A 20,305-nucleotide genomic window follows, 5' to 3' on the forward strand; every position below is an offset into this window, starting at 1 on the left:
ATTATAAGTTTGTACCTTCTTTCACATAAAAAGGATATACATAGTTGTGCCTTGTGTTGGTTTGGTTGTATATGTAATAAATATCTACCTGAACCATTCCGTTAGTCTCGTCTGCAAAAGTTACTTTTACATCTTTCACAGTAATTCTGGGTTCGTGTTGTAACAGTGCATTTTTAACAGCATCGATTAATTGCCCCCTCAGGTTTTCATTCATCTTTTTAAAAAACAAAGGCTGTAAACCCGACCCGAACTGAGGTTGCATACATCTTTCGCCCATATTGGTTTGTAAAATGATGTTTATGGAATCATTTACATTTTTTTCATACCAACTCATTTCAAGTTTGTGGTTTCCTGCCGAAAAACGAACAGGAAAAGCCCAACCCGAACCAAGGAAGTGTTCTTCAATTTGGCTACTGTTATTATCTATACTGTTCATTATTATCCTCCTATCATTACTGTAAAGCAACCTAATACTATAGAGCCTCCGTGAGCGGTAGAATCGCCCATTCGTGCGGCAGGCATACCGCCTATCATTACCGTTGCCGAACCTTTAATAATACTGTCAGGTGGTCCTACACATACTAAACTGTCTCCTACCCGTGCTGCGGGTAACTTTCCAATTAATACTGTTGGTTCTCCCGGACCTATTATCGGGCCACCCACGTGCGGAATAGGTGCAGGTACTGCTGGTGTTTGCATCGGGCATTCATGAAAATCGGTTAATCGTGCTGCTGGTGGCATAATCTTAGTTTTTTTAGTTAATCATTACCATTGCACCTTTAAGGGTAAGCTCGGCTCCCCCTTGTACACTGGCACTGGCACTTCCTTCGGCAGAATATTGTACATCTGCATTTTGCTTAATGTTAAGCCCTTTTAATTGCACATCGCCTGATGATGCCTGTGCATTTATACCCATATTTCCTGTAAGCTTAATGTTTTGGTCAGCTTCTATAGAAATGTCTTTAGGACTTTTTATAGTAATACCACTTTCGGACATGGTTATGCTGTTGCTGTTCTCATCTTCAAGTGTAATTTTCTTGTCTTGGTCGCTAAGGGTTACTTTGTTATTACCGGGAGTAGAAATGGTAAACACCTTATTTTCGTCATCAAACTGAACATAAATACCCGATTTGGAAACAATAGCTTTTGTTGAGTTCTTCTCGTTCGGGTCTAGCTCCTCATAAGGTTTTATTTTACTGCTGCTGTACAGGCTGCCCAGTATAACAGGAAAGCGAGGGTCTTCGTTTATAAAGCCTAATAGCACTTCGTCACCTACTTCTGGAAAGAAGAAAGAACCCGCACCACTGGTAGCATAAAAATTAGAAAGTCTTGCCCATATACTGGTTTCTCCGCTTACTATAGGCACATTTACCTGCACACGATATTGCGAGTCCGGGTCTTCATACATTTTTTTTACTGTACCTGTAAAAAGTCCTCTTGTACAAGGTAATAGCCCCGAAGCAGGTGGCGCAACAACATCAGGCTGCTCTATAAACCACCCCTGTGGTAAACCTAAGTTTACTTTGGTAAGCCAGTTACCATCGGCAATTTCATGCTCTACACCTGAGATGATATAATCGCCATTAAAACGGTCACCCAACCCTCCAAGTGTTATATACTTGCCGGGCTCTACTAAGTTGGTTCCCTGAAATTTTGCTTCGCCTTGTATCTTGGCATATTCGCTTTTTATTTGTTGTGCTTTAGACCAAGTGGTAAGACTATCAGAGTCGACACTGGCAGGAGTTAATAATTGGTAATCCGAAAGCCCTACAACTTCCGATAGTTTTTTAGAAGAAAGGTTCCCCGGACCACTATAACTGTTTGAAGCTTCGCCGCTTATTATTTCCTGAGTTTGATAGTCCCATGCGTTTGCCTTAGTACTGGCAAGCTGTGTTATCGATTCTAAATCAGCATTAAACTCCATTAAGCCATCGCCGTAGCTAACCTGTACTACAGGAGAAGTATCAGCATCAGGTTTAAATACCGAAACTTTATTGTTTAGCGTAGTAATAATAAGTCCGTTGTTTTCGGCAAGTGCCATAATAAAATCCCAGTCCGTTACATAATACTGTACCTGTTCAGGATGTGTTTCACTTGTAGCCGTAACATCTGAAGATATACCTGAATAATTACCAATTACAGATGAAATAATGTCGCTGTCTTTTTGTTTTTCATACGATTGACTTTTTCTGCCTACAATCATTTTTACAGCTTCATCTTTACACTCTACCTCTAAAGCAGAACCTATTAGAGCATCAATACGAACGGTTTGGCGCGTAATAATACCCGTAAAAACGGTTTTGTTTTTGGTGTCATAACCCACCTCAATAGTTATTTTATTACCGGGAACAAAAGTTGAGGATGAACTCGCTTTAAAAGTTTGCGTGTCTGCATCTCCATCCAGTATAACCAGTTTTGCCGAACTGATTCGGTTTACCTTTTGTTCTATATTGATAGAGTGTACACTAATATCACTTGGTATAGTGCTGCCTTCTACCTTAACGTCAAAAGTAGCTATGTCGCCATATTGTATTGTTGGTGCTGCCATTAGTTGGGTTGTATTATTGGTGGGAAAATAAGTTTGCTGCCGCCTTTCAGTTTCCTGAACTTGTTTAAACCGTTAAACTTTGCTACGTGTATGTAATAAGAATCCTCTTTCCATACCTTTTCGCATAGTTGCGGTAGTGTCATACCTTCCTCAACCGTTACTAAGTGGGTAATGTCAGGTGATTTTTGGCTGTCCTCTTTTGCTACTGTTTTAGGGTCTGTGTATTCACTAAAGCTTAATGATATTTTTGCTCTTAGCGGGCTTCCGTCAGGCTTAAAAAGCGTATACGAGCTATCCATTGAAGTAAGCACACCTTTAAAAACAATATTTTTTCCCCATTGTACTTTCACAAAGTTCGGGCGGTGAATGTCACCGTTATAGGTATATATTATCTTCTCAAGGTCACTTATTTCCTTTGCCATATCCGTACGCTTGGGGTCTATAATCCCTGTACAGTCTATAACAATATCAAAACTCAGTTTTTCGCAAGGGGTGCTTTTATATTTTTGAGAAGGAGAGCTTGTGTTAGGAGCTTGCTGTTCGTTATAATCAATGCCTCTTTGCCACTTGATATTATCAGGGTTAACCATAAAGGTATAGGGCTGCCCTGAAAATGGCAATGAGAAACCTTCATCGGTATAACCTGTTATCTGCATGTACTCCAAACTACCATTGCTCATATCTTCTTAAATTTTTAGCGTTTATAAGTTTTATTACTGTTTTGTGTTGCTATTAACCGCTTGCACTCCTCCAGTAACTGCTTTCGCATTAGCTGAATATCGCTGTCTTTTATTGCAGCCTTTTTTTCCTGCTGTGCAGTACTTACTTCCGTTTTTATTATTAATTCTCTTATTTCTACAGGCATAGTAATTAGTCAAATAGGTTTCCGAACATAGTATCAGGAGAGGTGATAAAATAGGTATACGCCAACTCTAAGGACTCTATTACCAATTCACTTTCCTGAGATTTTAAGTCTGATATTGAATACTTAACAGGGTAGGCACTATAAAAAGTCCACATGGCACATACACTGCCGTCGGCACTTAACAGGCTTACCGAAACATCGTGTGTTTCAATACTGGTGGCAAGTCCTTCGTCAAGGCAGCTGGCGCACCAGTCTATAAGCTGTGTACCCCCCGGGATGAGTGCTCTTTTCAGTACCAAATTTTGACTGACAGTAGCTGTGGGAAGCCGATATTTAAATCGGTTTTCTCCGCCACAGGCTACTTCTTCGGTCGTTAATTCTTTTGAAATACCGGATACTTCCTGAAAAGCTGCATCCTCTCCCTTAAAGGAAAGTTCAAAATAAAACCCTACAGGATAATCTTGATTACTTGCCATTTGTAATAATCAGTTGTTCATGAGCAATTTCAAGCGTATCAATAGCTACCTCATTACCATCCGATTTCAGGTCGGTACTGGTAATTTTAGTAGGCCAAGCATTATTAAGCTGCCATTGCATAGTTACGCTACCACTTTCGTCGAGCAGTTTTATAATTACTGTTCTCCTTTTAATGGTATTCATTGAAATTTCTTTATGCCAGTTCCAAAAAGTGTTGTCGTTTACAAAAACACCGCGCTTCATGGTTACATTACCATACTTAACAATACCCGGCATTTTCTCTGTAGAAAATAAGGGGCTGTTACTTTTACGATATTCTATAATTTGATTTTCAACATCCATTCCGGAGACTTCCTGGAAAGCCACGCCTTTCATTTCAGTTCCAAGATCTACTTCAAATCGGAACTTCGGCATGGGCCATGTTGCGCCTTCTTTGCTTCCGTCATCTGTTGCCATAATGTTTTTATTTTTTTAGTTGTTTTTTTATATGATTATAATCGGTTGATAGTTTTTAGCTTGATGTAGCCATTTCCTGTTGGAAGGTTATTACAATAAATTCAGCAGGACGTACTACAGCAACTTTTACAGTTACTTTCATAAATCCGTTAAGTATATCTTCTGAAGTCATTGTAGAACCAAGACCACAGTCTACAGAGAAAGCATCGGCTGCTGTAGCACCTTGTAAACCGCCTTCTTTCCAAATAGAGGTTAAGAAACTGCCTATCATAGCTTTTACGGCTTCCCAAGTGTTTTTTACGTTAGGTTGGAAAACGTAAGGGTGGGCTGCCTGCTTACAAGACTGCTCCAGGAAAGTAACAGTACGTCTTACAGAGAGATATCGCCAATCCTGACTGTTACCGTCAAGAGTACGGGCACCCCATACCAAAATACCAAGACCGTTAAAGAAACGTATAGCGTTTACAGATTTACCGGATACGGCATCAACATTCAGTCCTGCCTGTTGTGTTTCCGATAATCGTATAGGTAATGATGATACTCCTACTATAGAAGTATTTGCCGGAGCCTGCCATACACCTTCTTCATTATCAGTAGTTGCCATAACCCCAGCCATAGACCCACTTGGAGGCATGATGTTAACATCGTTAAGCACATGCTTCATAATTTGGCTATAGGTTTTACTGGCATTTAGTAAAGAGTTGTTATACTGCGTAACGGTTAGCGGATTGCTTCCCGGATTTTCAATCATGCTTATTATAGTGGCAGCACTCTGGTTCGGGTTGTCGGCAGGGTTTAAAAGCGGTTCCAGTTGCTTTACATCGCCACCAAAAAGATTGGTATAATCAACATCCTGACTTTGCATTATGGTTGTGCCAACAAATGGGTAGTAGGCAGTACCATAGTCTAACCCTTGTGATCCTGTATTGTTACGGAAGGTAGTAATGTCATCCATAAACATTATAGGGTCAGGGTTTCTGCCGCCTATAATATCAAAAATGGATATTGCTGTTTGCATTTCTGTACACTGTAACAGCATTTCCTGCATAAGTGTACCGTTTTGGTCTACAGGTAATAAGGTAGCTTCAGGACATAAGTACATGGTTGGCTCTTCCTCATTTTTAAGTAACGCAAGACCATTAGTTAAATCGCTTAACTGTACATTCGGGTTTACTATTTGTGCTCCTGAATCTATAGGTTTCCCGGAAGGAGCCCCATAACCGCCAACAGATACTATGTAAGCATCACCACCACCGTTTTGGTAAAACATTTTTACACTGTTGTACAGGTAATAAATAGTGTTAGGGTCGGGTACTAAAGAGTAGTAAGCCCCGTCGATCATTAAATAATCCTGATTGGTAGGCTTGCTTTTTTGCGCTACTAAATAATACTGCGGGCTGTATTGTTTTGCAGGGTCTGCAGGTGGTGCAGGATCGGGTAAGCAGTAAATAGACTGGAATTCGGCAAAAGAGGTAACCTTTTGTGGAATATTAGTATATGATTTACCCTCATACTGTGCCTGAGGGGTATAGCCTATAAAGGCGGGAACAGCAGTAGCCACAGGGACTACCGAATTGGGAAAGGCATCTAGCTCGTTTATATAGACGCCGGGTGTTTTAATGTTAGATTCGACCATAATATTCGTTTTAATTTATAGTTTTAGTTAGATGTACACGTACATCGGTGATGCTATGCTGTCAAGCTTATTTCCTTTTGCAAACCCTATATTATCAGGGGTTGGTGTGGGTAAACCTTTATATATAATTTTGTTTGATGACTTTATTTTACTGTTTGTTTGCTCGGGTTGGCTAATGAGGCTTAAACTGTATTCCGGTTTCTCTTTTAACGGTATAAGTACATCACCCGAAGTAAAAAGTATTGCTTGTTCCCCGCCTGCTGTGGTTATAGTATCAGGACCTTGAAAGGTTATATTTTCTTTGCCTGTAATAGCAAGGTTGTTACACTCTACTTTACTACGGTTAATGATATAATACTGCCACTGTGTTTTTTTAGCTTCAAATTGTATAATATATGAAGCTGGGTTTTCTGTAGTATTTACTTTTAGTATATCATCAAAATTGATGATTAGTTTACCAAAACAATTTCCTGATTCTCCTGTGCTAACTGAGTTCAGTATGTTGTCAGTTGCATTGTTACTGTTGTAAACCTGCTCGTTAATAGTATTTTCAGGTAGTGTGGTATAGTTGTAAAAATTGGGGGTGACGGTTATTTCAAACTCAAAATAGGTTTGCCCGATTGTTTTTGCTATGCTGTTTAAAAACTGTTCTAATGTGTCAGCAGTACCGGCATACCATGCAAAGCCATCCGGCAGGCTTCTGTATTTAAAATTATATCGGTCTGTTAGTAATAGTGTAGTACCACAGGGCTGAAAATTAATACCCCTGCAAATACCATCTGCAAAATAGGAATGCGATACAGACAGGCTAAAGACGGGTATGTAATTACTTTTTCTCATTGTATTACATTGTTTTCCTGTTGTGTTACGGCACTGCGTGTTGCTATAGTTTCTGCGCTTTGTACTGTTATCAGTCTTACCTTATATAGCATTGAGGGTTGATATTTTGCACCCATTGCTGTCCAAAGGTTATGCATTTCATTATGGGATATTTTTTCTACCTCATATTCCAGTTTAGATACTCCTTCGGGAATGTTGGAGTGTGTGCGACCATCCAGACAAGGGTTTCTCTGGAAAAACAGTAATATGGCATCAAGAAACTTGAGTGTTTCGTTGTAGTCACTAAAATTGGAACTGATTAATACATACAGGTTGTATTTTTCCGAAGGGTTTATATCAGTATAACTGCCATCTTTAAGCTGTACATTCCTTATATTATAAGGACGTACCGTTTCTTTATCTACGTTTACAAGAGATATAACTACCTTATTATGGTTGCGTTCCGGAATACTACCATTACTTTCTATTAAGTTGTTAAGCAGTACTTTATCTTCGTCGAGCCCCATCCTGTTACGGAGGAACTGATTTAAAGAATCACTACTAAATTTAAGGGCAGCGCTAATCATAATAAAGTTTTAGTTGGATGGATATAACACTTACCAAAAAGTGTTAGGGTAAAGTTAAAATGAGAGGCTAAAAAATTGTGATTGTTGCCGTATACTAATCGTAGTCATAAAACTGCAACAGCGTATACAAAACGTGTACATTGCGAAAAAAACGCAACACTTTTGAGAAGTATGACAAAAAAATACCCGCTTATTAAAAGCAGGTAGTGTTGAAAGGTATATTTATTTTATCAGCATACTTTACGCAGGTAGCGGCGTAAATCTTCCTGCTTGGCTAGTGCCAGTTTACGTTTTAGTCTGTAGGTGTGTGTACGCACACTTTCCTGATTGATACCTAAAATTCTTTTTATATCATCGTTACTCATATTCATTTTAAGGTAGCAACAATATTTTAAATCAATAGGGGTAAGGGCAGGGTGTTTTTCGGTTAGTGTTTGCAAGAAGCCCTGATGTGTTTTTTCAAAGTAAAATTTAAAGTCGTCCCAAAGCTTCTGGTCGTTTGATGATGCTTTAATATAGTCTAATATACCGGTAAGCTCATTACGTACAGGATCGTTAACATTGGGGTATAGCGCCTTTATTCTGTCTCTTACTTTACTAAGTATTTCCTTTTTGCGGTCAAGTTCCATTACATATCGGCTCATGTTATCATTACCCGAAGTAAAAGAACTTTTATCATTATTGCTTCTTGAATTTTTAAGCAGAAAGATGGAGTTGATTCTGTTAAGTAAATAGGACTCTTTATCAATTAACGCTACAGGATAAGCGAAAACAATGGCGTTAATATTCCAGTTGAGTATATTTTTTTGCTCCTTGCTGTTAAGGCATAAAATGGGTATGGTGTTTTCGCGAACAAAAGTACTTGTTTCATCCAGTACTAACTGGTTATTTGTAAAGTTTGCTATAATTAAGTCGGGTTTAGCTTCCTTTAAAATGTTTTTTAAATCTTCTATTCTGCTCGCTGTTATTATCCTAAAAGTATATACAGGACTTTGTTGCACACAGTTAAGTATGGTAATAAGGTTACCTGCTTTATCAGAACCAATTAAAATTGTCTTTTCAATTTTCATTGTATCTAACTGTTACTTTAGGGCATCTTCAGCCATTTCCCAAAAAACAGAAATAATATTCCGGTTTTTGAAAAGTAGCGATACAGATATTTATCCGAACCTTTTTGGGCGGGTAAAAAACTAAGTCAGGAAAATAGTTGCGACACTAAGGGCTTTTCGGTATGAAAAACGTACCTGTTTTAATAATTATCTGTTGGATTTAACAAATCTATTGTATTTATAGTAGTTATAAATACGTGTTTTTACCTGATTTAAGTAAAGCAGAAAAAATATAACTATTTGTGCTGATAGCGTGTTATTTATCACTTTTAGTGAACATCGCCTTTAATGCTCCTGTAGACCATAATGCCCAAAGTATAAGTACAGGCTGAAAGAATAAACGTATAAGCCTTTTTCTGTCGGTATCAAGACCAAAAGCATCTATACCGTTTGTGTATTGTGATATGTTCCCGGGAAAAATTAAAACATAAAATATAGCGAGTGCTATACCTACATATACTCTGTTGCTTTTCCAGAACAGTATTGCCAATCCAAATATCAGTTCAACCACTCCCGAGGCTACCACAATAAAGTCCTCACTAAAAAAAGGAATTCCTTTTGGGACTTGTGCCTGAAATTCTTCTCGCTGAAAGGTAAGGTGCCCTATGGCAGCCAGTATCATAAATGAGCCTAAAATTATTCTGAATATTTTTTGTGTAGCATTGGTAGGGACATATGGTTTCATCAGAGTATATTTTTTAGTTTAAATTAAATCGTTTACGATATAAAATTATTGATTAAAAATGACAGCACCAAAAAATATAGTACTATTCAGAGTTAATATTTTATTAAAAAAGCCTCTGTAAATTAAAACATTACAGAGACTTTCCGTTATACATAAATCGCTAACTCAAATCATTCCACCACACATCGTGTGTTATATGTTTTTCCTTCTTCTGTCTTTACGTTTATTATATATATTCCTTTTGGTAGTCCTTCTGCTTTTACGCTTATGCTGTTAGAGGCATCAGGAGTGTACTCTTTGTTTATTAGGGTTCTTCCTGTCATGTCTATCATTTGTAGTGCTACTTTTGCAGAAGTTACAGGCAGTACTACAGTAGTGCTGCCATTAAATGGGTTAGGGTAGTTATACATTTTACTGCCCAGTTGTGTTGTAAATGTTTTGTTGCTAAGTGCTATTGCACCAAATGTTACTGATGAAACATTTATGCTGAAAGACTCAAAGCTGGTGTAGCTACCCATTACTGAGAATACAAGTCCTTTTACTTTTTCATTATTATAGCTGTCGCCATCAGGATTAGTAAAGCTGCTGAACGGGATACTAAATTCTTCGTTTGAGGTGTTAACCGGTATTTGGAAGCGTAAACGGTTGTTCCAATCCGTAAGGCCTTCAGTTATAAGTACTACTTCTACATTATGAGTATTGTTCATTGTAAAGTTTACTGCTTCATATTCTGATGCGTCCAGTAAAAGCTCACCTGCCAGTATGTTCCTGAAAAGGTTCATAGTACCGAATAACTCTCCGCTTACACTTGGGTTACGTTCTACGGCATATACTCCGTTGCCTATAGCTTCCGGCATATATTCTGCTATTTCAAAGTTGTTTATTACGGTTTCCTGAGTGTTATAATCAATACCCCAAGGTCCGTCAGCAAGATATAATCCGTCAGGTCTTTCCGAAGTATTTGCGTTTACTGAGAAACCGATATCAAATATACCACCTACTTCTACAGCAACACTTTGTGTATACTCTAAGCTTAAAGGTATTTGCTGTGTAAAGTTTTCCATTTCAGCTAGCTCAGTTACTTTTTTATTACCTTCAAAGTTAAGCGTTGTAGCCATTGATTTGTTTACAATTTCTAAATTCAGCATACCGTTTTTATACGTTCCGTTCTTTACAAAAACGGATGGTATTCTGTTTTCAATAGCATCACTTACTAATGTGTTTTCTCCATCAAGCTGTGCTAAAGCATGGTTTACTATGCTACATACCTGCCCCATGTTGGCACCCCATACTTGTAGGTTTAAGTAGTTGGCTTCAGGGTACTGCCCAATGTTCCAGTAACTGTGCAGTATGTTTTCAGTTTCAGTTTGTTCTACAGAAAAGCTAAGGGCATATTCCATTACTCCATTCGTTCTTTTAAGCTTCACCATTATTATCTCATGCCCTTGTAGCTGTATTGTTCTTACATCTTCTAAAGACGAGCCGTTAAGCCTGTCGCATATTACTTTTGAGTGGTCGTATACATTTCCTGTAGTTTTTGTAGCTAATGCTGCTGCCACCCTGTTATCTCCTGAATAATAATCTATAGAGAATACTTCATCTGCATTGGTAATACCTAATAAGTCTTCAGGACTTGATACATAAGGCACTTCTGTACCAAACATACCTGTATCAGGGAATAGTGCTTCTACACTTAATTGATTATTACCATTTCTGTATGCAAAGTTTGCGCTTACAAATTGAGACTGGCTTTGTTTTTTATTAAGGAATAAGTTGTTTTGTACCCTTTTAAAGTTCCTTTTAGCAATAAGGTTTGCTAAGTCTCCATTACTTTCAAGCCCGCCATCGTTACCCGATGATACATCAGCAGCACTGTTTACATCGGCTATATTACCAATTCTCATTGCTGTAAATGGGTTGGCTGTTATATAGAAAATAGCATCATTAAAGTCATTATCACATGAGGAGTAATCTCTCCTTATATCTTCAAAACCAAGTAAAACTCTTTGGTTTTCAGGGTCTGCCAGTAATACATTATGGTGCTGTAAAGCAGGGTCTGATTCAGGATTAAAGTTTGGGTTAGAGAATAATTGCCACTGACCGGGAGTAACCTCTACATTATTCCAACCGTTGGCTAATAGTACCCAGCCTATTCCTGTGCCTGCAGGAAAATTACCTATTTTAACTTTATTACCGGCTGATAGTCCTCCGCCGGAACCTCCTTCTGAAACGTTAGGGAATACAATTGTAATATCTTCCGGTTGCGGTGTAGTAATTTGTGGGTTGCTTAAATCGTAAGTATAGAAACCCAATACGTTTTTATATCCTGCTCCTTCTTTAACGAAAGTTACATATACTTCCGCACTGTCTACAAGTGTAAGGTCAGTATCATAACCTGCTGTAATATAGTGTGGGTTATATACGGGTACAGGATATCCTTCCGGTAAAGAGTTAGAAACTAAATCTAATGTAGCTTGCGAAACAACATCATCTTCCTCTAAGTAGTCAGGAACTCCCTGAGAATCGTAAGTTCCTAAAAATTGGTAATTGTTTTGTCCGAATAAAAGAACATTACAAAGTAAGGCAGCTATAAGTACTATTCGTTTCATCTTTCTATTTTTAGTATTAAATATGAAACAAATATATAATCTGTTCTATGTCAATGTCTTTACTTTTCGGTTAGCCTGTTTTTTGTTAAGGCGAAATGCAAGTATGTGTCGGTGAAATTTTAAAGCGTGTTTAAACGCTTCATTAATTCCGGTCTGTTAGCACGGCTAACAGGTATTACATCTTTACCTATTAGTACACTATTATCTTCTATATCAATAATCTTCTTAAGGTTAATAATATAGGTGCGGTGCACTTTAAGGAAAAGTGAATCAGGTAGTTTTTCCTCTATCTTTTTTAGGGTAGAGTGTACTGTATAGTTTTTATTTTCAGTTTTAATTAATATATAGTCCCCTTTGGCTTCTATAAGGTTAACCGTTGGTATATCAATTTTTATAAGCCTGCGATCTATATTTACATAAAACTCTGTAGGAGTATCAACATGCTGCTCTTTTGTGTCTGTAGTAGACTGAGGGACGGGTACTACTTTTTTATTACGAGCTTTGCTTACCGCTTTTTTAAAGCGTTCTTCTGTTATAGGTTTTACAAGATAATCTACAATACAATCGTACTCAAAAGCCTCTATAGCAAAGTTTTTGTCAGAAGTAACCAGTATTACTGCCGGTGGGTTTTTTATAGTTTGTATAAAATCAAAACCGGTAAAACCCGGCATGTGTATATCTAAGAATATAAGGTCTACACCTTCACCATTTTGGTTTAGGTATTTAATGGCGTCAATGGCATTGCTAAACTCTTCTGTAACGTTAAGATTTTCTTCGGCACCAGCCATTTGAGCTATAATAGCCCTAGCCATTCCTTCATCGTCAATTATAATGCAATTCATAGTTGTATCTTTACAAAGCAGCGACAAAACCTTGTATTGATGAAAGTACATCCTCAAATTCTTTTTGGAGTTCAGTACTGTTATCTTTCAGGTTTTTTTCGAACTTTTCAGCAAGATAATAACTTTTTTCCATTCCTAATACACTTATTTTGTGCTTCAGTTTATGAACGTTATCAGCTGTGGCATTATAATTACCGGAAGTTATATTAGTTTTATAAATATTAATTTCCTGCGGGAGCTCATCTTTTATAGTATTTATGAGTTTATTTCTAAAGATGGTGTCGTCTCCTGCAAGTTCATCTATATAGTTGGTGTTAGGCTGTTCCATGCTTTGATATTGTAAAGTAAAAAGTTGTCCCTATGTTTTCAGTACTTTCCAGCCATATTTTGCCACCATAAAAAGTTACAATTTTTTTTACTATGGATAGCCCTATTCCTGATGACTGGTCGTTACTGTCCAGTTTCGTGAAGATATTAAATATTTTATTAAAGTAAGTATCCGGTATACCAACTCCGTTATCCTTTACATAAAATTTCACCTCTTTTTCATATTCTTCAGAACCTATTTCTATAATTCCTTCCTCTTTATCATTATATTTTATAGCATTCTCTATAAGGTTTTGAAACAGTTGCCTAAAACGGTAAAAGTTACCGTATAGCTTAGGTAAGGTGTTCTTTATCTTTATTTTAATATTTTCAGGCAGTGCAATTGTTCGGGTTATTTCTTCAATTAAATTATTGAAATCAACTACTCTGTTTTCCGACTCCAGCTTGTCAATAGAAGAGTAGTCTAAGATACCTTTTACCAGCAAGTCCATCTTTTCAATATTGAAAAGTATCATGTCCAATGAGTTTTTACTGTCCTCACTTAGTTTATTTTCGCTGTCTTCAATCACCCATGTAATAAGGGTATTGATGTTTCTTAAGGGCGATTTAAGATCATGCGAAACTACATGAGCATATTCATTAAGTTCCTGATTTTGGGCTTCAAGACTTTTTAATAGCTTTTCACGCTGTCGGGTAATTTTTACAATCTCAGCCGATTGCTTTTTTATATAATGCGCAGGGTTAAAATTACCACTACTGTCGCCGTTTTTTTCCCGCCTCATGGAGTTTAAAATAAACTCCAGGTTTTTATTTATTTCCTTAAGGTTTTCAGCTTCCTCACGTAGTTTTTGGTTCGCTACAAAAAGTTCATCAGAGCTTAACATCATAGCTCTTTGCAGCAATGCTATCTGGTCTTCATAGTTTGAGTACGATTCGTTTACTGCGTCCAAAAAGGCTTCTGTTCCGGGTACGTTTTCAGTATCCAGAAACTTCCTCATTTGTCTTTTCAGTAACGAATTCATTTTATCCATTATTCACTAATTAATGTTAGCGCCATGGTTTCATTGTGTAACTGACAGATTTGATTTTTAGCGAAAGGTCCTATCTCTCCGTAAGAGTAAAAACCACCTAATGAAACCTGATCTCCTACAACTTCTGCAACCTGTTCTATTTCTTCTTCAACACGTTGGTTCATTACCAATTTCCTGCCAATGCAGCTAACTATAAAAGCCAGTTGAGGTTTTGTTTTACGGTTTTCCATTGCTACACCTGCTGCTTTATTAGCACCTTCGGCAATGGCATCCTGAGATACCATCATAAGCTGTACTATAGAGTTTTGTGGCATATCATCAGGGAAAATAAGCGCATTTTTCTCTTTATCTACAGATAGTATTGTTCTTACCACTCCTTCTTTTCTTCCGGGTATTGTAGTATATAGTGGGTATAGTAGTGTAAACTGTGGTTGTTTTGCTTTATCCCCTAAATAGTCTGTATACAAATCCAGCGCAGGTCTGCCGTCTATTTCATAAACCATGTTTCCTTCAGATTTTGTAATGGTTCTTATCGGTCCGAAAGGAGTAAAGCTACAGAAGCTGGCAAAACTCACTTCAAGCGACTCTCCGTAAAGTCCTACAAGTACAATTTCACCTTCTTTCGGTCTTTCTTTATACGAAACTATTGTTTTTTCAAAGTTACCACCGTCACCACAAAGCCCTCCGGTAATAGGTACTATTTCTTTAAGCCCTTTTTGTAATCCTTTAATTAACGCACTACCACTTACATAACTGCCTTCAGATATTATGATTAAGTGTTTTAACCCTTCCTGCGGCATTTTTTTACTCAATGCTTCGGCAGCTTTTTCAGTGTCTTTATCATGCTCCAGTATATTTTCAGTTTCAACAACAAACGTTGCTTTTTCAAACTCTATGGCGAGTACGGTAATGGAGTCACTAACCACCTGAATGTTCATAATCTCGCCGGCGCTGGAACCGAAAACAATATGGTCGTATGGAAATTCTTCTTTAATAGCTTCAATAGTACTTGCTTCTTCCAGTAAGTGCCTGTCGGCAAAAACCAATACTAAAGGATTGTTTAATTTTTCTTTTTCATTATGGTAAAACCATTCATTACTCTTTTTTCTATAAGCTTGTACTACTTTCATCTTTTTACGTTTTAGGAATTTTTACAAAAAATACAGAGCCAACACCAACTTCACTTTCAATCCAGATTTTACCTTTATAATTGTCAACAATTTTATTTACTATGGATAGCCCCAATCCGGATGATTTTTCACTTTTTACCAGGGAGTGGAATACTTTAAAAATTTTCTCTTTGTCTGCTTCAGCAATTCCAGGACCGTTATCTTTAACCGAAAACACATAATGTTGTTTAAGTTCCTTTACTGCTATTTCTACATTTCCTTCAGGTTTATCAATATAGGTTACTGCATTACCTATAAGGTTTTGAAATAGCTGATGCATTCTGAAACGGTCTGCCTTTATAACAGGTAGTTTTCCTTTTATTTTAACACTGATGTGTGGAGGTATGTGAATTATATTAATAATATTACTTACTACATCGTGTACATTTACTTTTTCTTTAGCTATATCAGTTTTATCAATTTTAGAGTAGGTGAGGACCCCTTGTATAAGGTGATCCATTTTCTCTAACTTATCATCTATCATTTGGAGATAGCTTTTAGTTTGCTCGTTAAGCTCTTCTTCGTTATCTTCTTTAATCCATGCTATAAGCGAGCTGATACTTCTTAAAGGTGATTTAAGGTCATGCGATACGATTTGTGCATAATCCTCCAATTCCTTATTACTTTTTTCAAGGCTTTTCAGCAGTTCTTCTTTTTGCCTTTCAAGATTTTTTTCTTTTGTAATATCTTCTTCTATAGCAAAATAGCAGTTTATGTTGCCATACTTATCGTGTATTGCCTGCCCTTGTATTTTGGCCCAGTATTTTTTACCCGATTTAGAGTAATTAACTATTTCGCAGTTAAAGGGTTTGCCTTGGTGAATTTGACGGTTAAGGTATTTAATGGTTTCAGGATTAGTTTCTTCTCCCTGTAACATTTCTCCCGGTTTTTGTCCTTTTACCTCCTCTTCGGTATAACCGGACATTTCAAGGAAACTGTTATTTACCCATTCAATCCTTCCTTCTTCGTTGCAAATAACTACTGCATTTATATTTTTTTGAGCGATAAGCGAAAGCAGTTGCAGGCGTTCTTCCTGTTTTTTTGCTTCGGTCATATCCTCAATCATAGCAAAGTATTGTACTACTTTACCATTATCATCATATATGGGCTGCCCTTTTGTTCTGGACCAAAAATAAGAACCGTCTTTGCGCCCGTGTGGTATTTCTACATCAAACGATTTACCGCTATAAAAACTTTCAATCATTTGTTTTAAAGCCTCCCTGTTGGTTTTATCTGTTATTCCAATTTCAACCGGGGTGCGCCCTATTACTTCATCTACCTCAAAACCTGTTAATTCTGTATAAGCATCGTTACACCAAAATATTTCAGCATCAGGGTGTGTAAATACTATAGCATTTTCGTTTGCACTCGCTACTAAAGACAGTTTGTTAAGTTCTTCTTTATCGCGCTTTAGTTCGTTTTTCTGTTCATTATTAATTTTAAGAAGTTCCTGGAGTTCTGTTGTTGTAACTTCCTGATTTCTTAAAAGCTGTAATAAATCCAGTAATGGGTCATGGCTTGCAAAATCAAATAAATTAAGGTTGTTTTTCTTTATTTCTTCCAGCGAAACAAACCAAGGTGACCCTATAAAAACTATATTATCGTTCATTACAGAGAACTGACCTCTCAGGGTAACGTCACATCCTGAATCTGTACAGTTACATTCCGGAGATTTACACTCTATAATGAGTAACTGGTTAGCACTGTTTTTTAGTTTAGTTAAGGTAGGTTCATCAATATATGGTCTTTTAATATTAAAGTAATCAGTAAATAGCTTTCCTGTAGTTACCACAGGATATATTTTACTGATACTATTACCAAATGATTGAATTTTTAATTCTTTATCTAAAAGAATAAAAAACGGAAATATTTTGCCGAAGTTACCTTCATCAAAACTAAAAACAAATGCCCCCATATAATATTATTTACCAACTTATTTTAAAAACCTCCTGTGGTTGTCCAGACTCAATAGTTTTTAACCATTTTGCAGTAGCTTTTTCTTTAAAAATAAAAATTAGCCCGCTAAGGTAGCCTAAAACAAAGCTACGTATTCCTTTTTGTTTGTACATGTAGTGTACACAAATGCTGTTATCTTCTACATTACTTATTCCAAACTCAGGGGGCGAAAGGTTAGGATAAATAAGCATTATGCGGTTATGGAAATTGGGTAGGTTTATAAGGTATTCTTTTAAATTACTACCTCTTGATTCCATAACACCGCTATATTTTTCGCGGGTTGTTTTCATAATATGTTCCCCGAAGTTAAAAAGAGCCTCATCAACAGTAATACCTGTTTCCTCTGCTAACAATGCTGCAAGCTTATAAAATACCGCTTCATTATAAGGCTGCTCTGTTAACAAGAAATCAATGTCTGTGCCATAGCGGGACTTTACATTCTCCCATGTATTCTCTCCGTAATTATTAAGCACATAATTCTCAATAGCAACATTTATTATTCCGTACATAGTTATTGGGAAATTAACTCATTAGTACTCCAGTATTCAATTAGTCGTTTTATTCTGTCTACGTATTCCTCGTATTTTAAAGGCTTTATAAGGTAGCCTGCAATACCTATTTTATAGCATTCTAATACATCTCTATGATTATTAGAGGTGGTTAATATAATAGCGGGGATGTATTTTAAAACTTCATCCTTTTTAAGTATGCCTAAAAATTCTATACCGTTTATTTTAGGCATATTAAGGTCTAAGACTATAATATCCGGTATTATTTCTTTTTCTTTTAGCAACACCAGCGCTTCTTCTCCGTTGTTTGCCTCTTCAACTTTGTGGTTACGTTCCAGCGTTTTTAAAACTCTGTGGAATTTCATAACCTCAATAGCATCGTCTTCTATTAATAATATGTTAAGTGATTTAGGCATTTTTTTCGTGTATTATTGCAAGTAACAAAAGTACTCTTAGATATTTTTTAAATTTATTATATTCGATAGAAGGGGTGCCAGTATCGACTAATGGTACTTTTCGATCGTTGAGTGGTTTCTTGTTAAAAAAATATTCAAAATTTAGATGCTAAAATTTGTTAAATGCAGGCTTTGAGGTAATTATCCATTTTAAACGGAATCCAATTTCTGTATAGGTAAATCCTGCTGCTGTTGCAGAGGCTATATTACTGTGCAGCGCATAGGCATTTGCCATAAACCTACCTGAAAATTTGTACCCGAGCTTCCCCTGGAGCCTGTAAGTACCTTGTTTATCATTATCTTCTATAAACTGATATCCTGCTGCGGCATTAAGATTATAGTACATTCCTTTACTTTCTATTGCTTGTTCATCTTTTAAAAAGTCTATAAACACTTCAGCAAGATTAAACCGTAACGGACTAAAGTATACTTCGGCTTTACGTTCTTTAAACGCTATATACTGATAGTTTATTCCACCTTTAAGTACCGGTCGCTGTAAAAAGTTATAATACAAAGAGGTAAACAGTAAATTTCTTTCGTTACCGTCAGACTGGTTGGTATAAAAATATTGTGTAAACCAACCTAAGTTAAAGTTAGAGCTGATGTTATAATTAAGGTATATATTATCAGCTGTTATTTCTTTATCAGCTAGGTCGGCATTAAAGTTTTGTATATCTCTTTTATATCCCAGTTCCATATCCTGTAGCTTAAATGGTTTAGCTTTAATAAACGCCTGAGCCATAACCTGCGTATAATTATTTAAGTAAGAGCTAACATGCGTAGTACCCAATATGGCATTAAAGCTTGCTTTTGGGTGAAAGCGGTATTCTGCTCCTACAGCATAGTCATTTGACGTAGCTGAATTCCCTGTTACTTTATTTTCGGTTTCCCTGTACTTATACATCCCTGTAAAAGACCAACGTAAACTGGCAGGGAAGTTTATTGTAGTGGTAGAAAAGTAGGCTTTGTTATCACCGTTATCAAATGCATAGCCTGCTTTTTCTTCTACAGTAGGAGAGTAGGTGTTATTCAATTTGCTTAAAAAGGACATAGCATCTTTTTGCTCTTTAAATATTTGCAGCGTCTTGTTTACCGCTACATACGCACTATCGTGTTTACCTGTAGCAAAGTAAGCATTGGCAATACCCAGATTACCATCAAAAGAAGTTGTGTCTTTCTCTAAAATCCTTTGGTAGCTACTTATACTTTCTCTGAAATCGCTGCGATACATGCCCAGTGTAGCCCATAGTGCTAGTACGCTACTGTCATCAGGATATTGGCTAGCCAGTTCATTAACAGCTTTTTCAGCTTCTTTATACTTTCTGTTCCATATCAGAGCTTGCACATAACGCTCCTTTGATTTTTTTATCAATTCTTCATCACCTAAAGTTGTTGATTTATCAACAGCCATAGTTGCCCAGTGTAAGGCTTTCTTTTCTTTATGTATGGTATGTTCTGCCAGTGCAGCACCATTTATAGCCTTTATACTATCGGCAGTAGTAGTTGCCATAGCAAAGTATGCCTGTTTTGCTTTTTCACCTTCTTTTATAATAAGGTATACATTCGCCTTGTTTAATAAGGTGTCTTTATCGTTAGGGAAGTCAACAAGGTTGTCGTTCAATAGGTGTAAAGCCTCTTCATACTGCTTGTTTTGAGATAGGGTATAGGCATATCCTAATCGTATATATTTTCGGGATACCATAGCATTACCATTGCTCGGAGAAACCTCTAGTGCTTTGTTTACATATTCTAATGCTTCCGGATATTCCTTTAAGTTTGATAGTGTATTTGCATAACCCAGTAATGCAGGGAAGCTATCGGGGTGCTCGGCTACTAAATCACTATAATACGCTTTAGCGTCCTCATATTTTTTATTCCACAAAAGGGACTCAGCGTAGTTTAGCTGAATTTCAAAATCACCGGGATATTCGTTTAACATATTTGCAAACATAGTGTTGGCTTCTTTTGGACTTCCGTTTAACCCCAGTGCTCTGGCATAACATAGTTTTGCCGTTTTATTATCAGGATACTCTTTTAGTATATCATTAAAAAAAACTTCTGCTTTCGCAAACTTACCTTCTTCCAAATAACCAAATCCTTCTTTCATATCTTGAGCTGTTCCTTTAGTTATAAACAGAAAAAGTGCGAAAAATAATATGCTTTTAAATAATTTCATTTAGTGGCGGATGTTTTAATTTTTACTTACTGCAAGTTAAACATAACCA

General features: G+C 36.8%; 21 protein-coding genes. All 21 read right to left on the reverse strand.

Features of this window, described 5'->3' with window-relative positions:
* Position 1: 1 nt before the first annotated feature.
* The gene (locus IEW45_RS09775) at positions 2-436 is read right to left on the reverse strand and encodes a GPW/gp25 family protein (protein ID WP_188621061.1); all 435 of its coding nucleotides are present in this window, start codon (positions 434-436) and stop codon (positions 2-4) included.
* A gap of 2 nt (positions 437-438) precedes the next feature.
* A complete protein-coding gene (locus IEW45_RS09780) occupies positions 439-741 on the reverse strand; it encodes a PAAR domain-containing protein (protein WP_188621062.1) in 303 nt (100 codons plus the stop codon).
* Between the two features lie 13 nt (positions 742-754).
* The gene (gene vgrG, locus IEW45_RS09785; RefSeq protein WP_188621063.1) at positions 755-2,548 is read right to left on the reverse strand and encodes a type VI secretion system tip protein VgrG; all 1,794 of its coding nucleotides are present in this window, start codon (positions 2,546-2,548) and stop codon (positions 755-757) included.
* Positions 2,548-3,228 (reverse strand): CIS tube protein, encoded by a 681-nt coding sequence (locus IEW45_RS09790; RefSeq protein WP_229665930.1) that lies wholly within the window; start codon positions 3,226-3,228, stop codon positions 2,548-2,550. Before IEW45_RS09790 ends, vgrG begins: the two co-directional genes overlap by 1 nt.
* A 14-nt stretch (positions 3,229-3,242) precedes the next feature.
* Entirely contained in the window at positions 3,243-3,413 is a 171-nt protein-coding gene (locus IEW45_RS09795; RefSeq protein ID WP_188621064.1) for a DUF5908 family protein, read from the reverse strand.
* 5 nt (positions 3,414-3,418) lie between these two features.
* Positions 3,419-3,889: a phage tail protein gene (locus tag IEW45_RS09800; RefSeq protein ID WP_188621065.1), complete on the reverse strand. Its 471-nt coding sequence runs from the start codon at positions 3,887-3,889 to the stop codon at positions 3,419-3,421.
* On the reverse strand, positions 3,879-4,346 hold the full coding sequence (locus IEW45_RS09805; RefSeq protein ID WP_188621066.1) for a phage tail protein: 468 nt from the start codon (positions 4,344-4,346) through the stop codon (positions 3,879-3,881). Before IEW45_RS09805 ends, IEW45_RS09800 begins: the two co-directional genes overlap by 11 nt.
* 55 nt (positions 4,347-4,401) lie before the next feature.
* Positions 4,402-5,982 carry a phage tail sheath family protein gene (locus tag IEW45_RS09810; protein ID WP_188621067.1) on the reverse strand — a complete coding sequence of 527 codons (1,581 nt, stop codon included), beginning with the start codon at positions 5,980-5,982 and terminating at the stop codon, positions 4,402-4,404.
* Between the two features lie 27 nt (positions 5,983-6,009).
* Entirely contained in the window at positions 6,010-6,822 is an 813-nt protein-coding gene (locus tag IEW45_RS09815; protein WP_188621068.1) for a hypothetical protein, read from the reverse strand.
* Entirely contained in the window at positions 6,819-7,388 is a 570-nt protein-coding gene (locus IEW45_RS09820) for a Pvc16 family protein (RefSeq protein WP_188621069.1), read from the reverse strand. The genes IEW45_RS09815 and IEW45_RS09820 overlap by 4 nt, the downstream gene beginning before the upstream one ends.
* Before the next feature lie 230 nt (positions 7,389-7,618).
* A complete protein-coding gene (locus IEW45_RS09825; RefSeq protein ID WP_188621070.1) occupies positions 7,619-8,458 on the reverse strand; it encodes a helix-turn-helix transcriptional regulator in 840 nt (279 codons plus the stop codon).
* A gap of 295 nt (positions 8,459-8,753) precedes the next feature.
* Positions 8,754-9,182: a DoxX family protein gene (locus IEW45_RS09830; RefSeq protein ID WP_188621071.1), complete on the reverse strand. Its 429-nt coding sequence runs from the start codon at positions 9,180-9,182 to the stop codon at positions 8,754-8,756.
* 170 nt (positions 9,183-9,352) lie between these two features.
* The gene (locus tag IEW45_RS09835) at positions 9,353-11,791 is read right to left on the reverse strand and encodes a DUF4114 domain-containing protein (RefSeq protein WP_188621072.1); all 2,439 of its coding nucleotides are present in this window, start codon (positions 11,789-11,791) and stop codon (positions 9,353-9,355) included.
* Positions 11,792-11,910: 119 nt separating this feature from the next.
* A complete protein-coding gene (locus IEW45_RS09840) occupies positions 11,911-12,633 on the reverse strand; it encodes a LytR/AlgR family response regulator transcription factor (RefSeq protein WP_188621073.1) in 723 nt (240 codons plus the stop codon).
* Positions 12,634-12,643: 10 nt separating this feature from the next.
* Positions 12,644-12,961, reverse strand: coding sequence for an Hpt domain-containing protein (locus IEW45_RS09845; protein WP_188621074.1), 318 nt, complete (start codon positions 12,959-12,961; stop codon positions 12,644-12,646).
* Entirely contained in the window at positions 12,948-13,991 is a 1,044-nt protein-coding gene (locus tag IEW45_RS09850; protein ID WP_229665931.1) for a sensor histidine kinase, read from the reverse strand. The genes IEW45_RS09845 and IEW45_RS09850 overlap by 14 nt, the downstream gene beginning before the upstream one ends.
* Positions 13,991-15,121, reverse strand: coding sequence for an FIST signal transduction protein (locus tag IEW45_RS09855; RefSeq protein WP_188621075.1), 1,131 nt, complete (start codon positions 15,119-15,121; stop codon positions 13,991-13,993). Before IEW45_RS09855 ends, IEW45_RS09850 begins: the two co-directional genes overlap by 1 nt.
* Before the next feature lie 4 nt (positions 15,122-15,125).
* The gene (locus IEW45_RS09860; RefSeq protein ID WP_188621076.1) at positions 15,126-17,075 is read right to left on the reverse strand and encodes a PAS domain S-box protein; all 1,950 of its coding nucleotides are present in this window, start codon (positions 17,073-17,075) and stop codon (positions 15,126-15,128) included.
* A 10-nt stretch (positions 17,076-17,085) separates the two neighbouring features.
* The gene (locus IEW45_RS09865; protein ID WP_188621077.1) at positions 17,086-17,625 is read right to left on the reverse strand and encodes a heme NO-binding domain-containing protein; all 540 of its coding nucleotides are present in this window, start codon (positions 17,623-17,625) and stop codon (positions 17,086-17,088) included.
* 2 nt (positions 17,626-17,627) lie between these two features.
* Positions 17,628-18,041 carry a response regulator gene (locus tag IEW45_RS09870; protein ID WP_188621078.1) on the reverse strand — a complete coding sequence of 138 codons (414 nt, stop codon included), beginning with the start codon at positions 18,039-18,041 and terminating at the stop codon, positions 17,628-17,630.
* Positions 18,042-18,189: 148 nt separating this feature from the next.
* Positions 18,190-20,256, reverse strand: a complete 2,067-nt coding sequence (locus tag IEW45_RS09875) for a tetratricopeptide repeat protein (protein ID WP_188621079.1) — start codon at positions 20,254-20,256, stop codon at positions 18,190-18,192.
* Between the last annotated feature and the right edge of the window lie 49 nt (positions 20,257-20,305).

Origin of the sequence: Flavobacterium suaedae (assembly GCF_014642915.1) — a bacterium.
Classification (GTDB): Bacteria; Bacteroidota; Bacteroidia; order Flavobacteriales; family Flavobacteriaceae; genus Flavobacterium; species Flavobacterium suaedae.